Here is a 771-nt window from a genome sequence, read left to right as displayed (position 1 = left end):
AGCCGGTTTCCGACAACAGACTTTGATGGACCTACCATCATCTTCCAATGAGCTTATACACATCTGATCGCTATTTCCGTATAGCGTCAGTTTGTGTGCCTGTGGCACACTCCAAGATTTTCAGCGGACGGAGAATGGCATGAATTGGGACGAGGAAGACACAACTATTTATCAGGTCGTAATCAATCACGAAGAGCAATACTCCATCTGGCCGGAATACAAAGACATCCCAAACGGCTGGAAAGCCGTCGGCCCCAAAGGCCTAAAACAGATATGCCTTGATTATATCAACGAAACCTGGACGGATATGCGACCATTAAGCTTACGGCAGCATATGCAGCAAGCCGGATTGGAGTAAAATTTTAGGCTCTGTTCTCGTTGGGGGTTGAAAAAACATCGGCAACTTTGCAGGACGGGTTATTTAACCCGTCCCTAACGTTTCAATTTGCCCCAAATATCTCGACTTGCCTTAGCCACGGCCGAAACATTCAGGACGTGGCGCAATACCGTCCTGCCAAAAAACACGTAGCCCGTATGCAGCGCAAGCGGAATACGGGGAATTCATCGCCACGCCGGCCCCGTATTCCGCTACGCTCCATCCGGGCTACGCTGCTTTTTTATATTCAAATATGGGATTAACTCTGCCAGTATGTAATCGTTTAGCCCCCCATCACTAAAAAAGTAGCATCTCCCGTTAAAACATGAAAAGCTATAGGACATGACGTTGAGCGACCGAGACCTTAGCCAAATGGACACGGACTATCTGGATGA

The 771-nt window shown here is 48.0% G+C and carries 1 protein-coding gene; it reads left to right on the top strand.

Annotated features, from left to right (window positions below; genetic code table 11):
• The first annotated feature begins 139 nt into the window (after positions 1–139).
• Positions 140–358, top strand: coding sequence for an MbtH family protein (locus METBU_RS0103415; RefSeq protein WP_017839289.1), 219 nt, complete (start codon positions 140–142; stop codon positions 356–358).
• The last annotated feature ends 413 nt before the right edge of the window (positions 359–771 follow it).

It is taken from the genome of Methylotuvimicrobium buryatense 5G (assembly GCF_000341735.1).
Taxonomy (GTDB): Bacteria; Pseudomonadota; Gammaproteobacteria; order Methylococcales; family Methylomonadaceae; genus Methylotuvimicrobium; species Methylotuvimicrobium buryatense.
The sequence above is the reverse complement of the archived record's forward strand: the minus strand, read 5'-3'. Positions and strand labels throughout refer to the sequence as shown.